A 2,297-nucleotide genomic window follows, 5' to 3' on the forward strand; every position below is an offset into this window, starting at 1 on the left:
TGCAAAAAGAGGCAAAGGGGATTTAGATAAATTGCTGAAGGGCAGTGAGACGTGGGTGATAAATTAGCCCCCGTCTCCGCCAGCTGGCGGAGAACTTAGATTGTTACATCATTTGTAATTTGGAACTGAGTTAAAATTAAAACTTCTTAATTTTTTTGGGACAAGCTTATATTTCTTTGGTCATCATCGTTGTGTCACTCACTTGTACGTCATACCAATATTGAACTTTTACTTAAGCGTATAAAATAATTTCAGCGGCAAATATTTTGCCGCTATTTTTTTAAGCAGCGTTTTACCTTATTTAAGCACCTTCTTTAAAAAGTGCAACATGAATTTAAAAAAGATATTGATTTTACCGGTTGGTTTTTTGCTTACGAACATTATGTACATCGCCTGCTGTGATTGTAAGCCAACCAATAAAAAATTTTACGAAGCGATAAACGTTTTAGTAAAACCTTATGGTTCAAATAACATAGTAGTTGATAATGGTACACCTGTTAACATGGACAGCTTGTATTTGGACTGTTTATTTTATACTAATTGTGTAGTGTCAGGTAAAAACAATTTTTCTTTTTTAATAAATACTGCAAGTGCCTGCAAATGCAATGATAATTGTGGTGTTAGTGGGCTTAAAAGTAAACTGACCCTTGTAGAAATTACAAGTGATAATGTTTATAAAGGAATACCTGCCGGTACATCTTTAAATAATTTCTTTAAAACATACGACAAGTATAACCCACCAACAGGGATTTTTCTTTCTATCGACTCTATGGTTAGTTTAATTAATCTCAATAAAAGAGAATTAAGCAGTTTAAATTTATACACTACTACAAAGCCTGGTAATGCTTTAGGGCATCAGTTAAATCTTAAAACAACATTTGCTAACGGCAGTACATTTTCTTCTAAAACAAAAGCTATTTACTGGCAGTAAAATTATTTACTCCTTCTCCCAAACCCTGCTTTGCCGCCCCTTTGTTTTTACTACAGCATAATTATTTTCTACAGCCGCTTTAAGTATTCTTCTTCTTAATAATTGCGGATAAAAAAACGATACCCATTTACCCATCCGGGTTCTTTTTTTGACTACACCGGTTTCTTCTAAAATATCATAAGTAGCCGCAGCACAGCGCATACCTAAAAAGGCATAATCGTACGGGCTTTTTACAAGATAATTATTAAGCGTAGTTTTTATTTTTGAGTAACCATCTTCATCAAGTGGAATAATGATTGAAGTGTATTTTAATGCAACAGTATCTTTAATAAAAATCTCTTTTTGTTTGGTATTAAAATAACCGTTGGCTTTTTTCTTTTTACCAAACACATGGCAATTGCCGCCGGGCTGAAAACCAATAATACTGTCGCCGGCCTCAATAGTTACATGGCCACCTTTTTTACCCCCAAACCATTTTTTTTCTTCATGCTTAAAGCCCTTAGCCGGCTTGGAGCCGTATAAAAAATGCACAGTAATGGTTTGCTGTGCAAAAAGGTTATTGCATAAAAAAATAATTACAATAAAGGAGATAAATTTTTTCATAGCGGCAAACAAAACTTATTTATAATGAGAGTAGCAGGAATAAATAACAATCATTGTATCGGTAAGCGAATAAATTAACCGGTGCTCCTGGTCTATTCTTTCTGCTCCAGCAACCTGCAAATTCATGTTTTAATGGTTCAGGTTTACCAATACCATCAAAAGGGCTGCGTAAAATATCTTTTATTAAATCTCCAATTCTTAATGCTGTTTTTCTATCTGTGGCAATCCATTCCTGGTATTCTTTAAAAGCTTTTGGCACAAATAAAATATCCCTCATAATAATTCATTGGCCTTTAAAGTAATACCGTCCTGTTTTGTTTTATATTCTTCTATCCTTTCTTTTAATTCCGCAGCAAAAGCAGGATTATCTGTAATAAATTCTGTTTCATCGGCATGTTGCACATTTATTTCCACCACTTTATGGGGGAACATTTTACGTATCCCTTCAATGATGTCTGCATTCAACAGGTCAGTATTTATTCTTATCGTTGTTTCCATCAAATAAAGTTAATCAAATTTTAAAAGAAACCATACTTAAATCAATAACATAATCAGTTCCACCTTCAATAGGTGGAGGGGTTTTACAACAACTTATTTGCCATCAAATATTCCGCAATTTGCACCGCATTAGTTGCTGCACCTTTGCGTAAATTATCACTCACAATCCAGCAGTTTAACGTGTTAGGTTGTGTTTCATCCCTGCGTATCCTGCCCACAAATGTTTCATCTTTTTCGTGTGCCGTTAATGGCATAGGATAAATAA

Annotated in this window: 5 protein-coding genes and 1 pseudogene; 1 reads left to right on the forward strand and 5 read right to left on the reverse strand. The window is 34.2% G+C overall.

What is annotated here, in order from left to right:
* Positions 1–328 precede the first annotated feature (328 nt).
* Complete coding sequence (locus ACY65O_RS16785; RefSeq protein WP_462222015.1) at positions 329–931, forward strand: hypothetical protein; 603 nt, start codon at positions 329–331, stop codon at positions 929–931.
* Between the two features lie 6 nt (positions 932–937).
* On the opposite strand, the gene ACY65O_RS16790 is transcribed toward ACY65O_RS16785, so the two are convergent.
* The 5 genes and pseudogenes from ACY65O_RS16790 to ACY65O_RS16810 all read right to left on the reverse strand — a co-directional run.
* On the reverse strand, positions 938–1,534 hold the full coding sequence (locus ACY65O_RS16790) for a hypothetical protein (RefSeq protein ID WP_462222016.1): 597 nt from the start codon (positions 1,532–1,534) through the stop codon (positions 938–940).
* 15 nt (positions 1,535–1,549) lie between these two features.
* Positions 1,550–1,660: a type II toxin-antitoxin system YoeB family toxin gene (locus ACY65O_RS16795; RefSeq protein ID WP_462222017.1), complete on the reverse strand. Its 111-nt coding sequence runs from the start codon at positions 1,658–1,660 to the stop codon at positions 1,550–1,552.
* A pseudogene (locus tag ACY65O_RS16800) lies at positions 1,644–1,811 on the reverse strand (type II toxin-antitoxin system YoeB family toxin); the annotation flags it as partial. The gene ACY65O_RS16795 and the pseudogene ACY65O_RS16800, both read right to left, overlap by 17 nt.
* Positions 1,808–2,032, reverse strand: a complete 225-nt coding sequence (locus ACY65O_RS16805) for a hypothetical protein (RefSeq protein WP_462222018.1) — start codon at positions 2,030–2,032, stop codon at positions 1,808–1,810. The gene ACY65O_RS16805 and the pseudogene ACY65O_RS16800, both read right to left, overlap by 4 nt.
* Before the next feature lie 83 nt (positions 2,033–2,115).
* The coding region (locus ACY65O_RS16810) for an Asd/ArgC dimerization domain-containing protein (RefSeq protein WP_462222019.1) at positions 2,116–2,297 on the reverse strand (182 nt) is incomplete at its 5' end.

The organism is Ferruginibacter sp. (assembly GCF_031430955.1).
GTDB lineage: Bacteria > Bacteroidota > Bacteroidia > Chitinophagales > Chitinophagaceae > Ferruginibacter.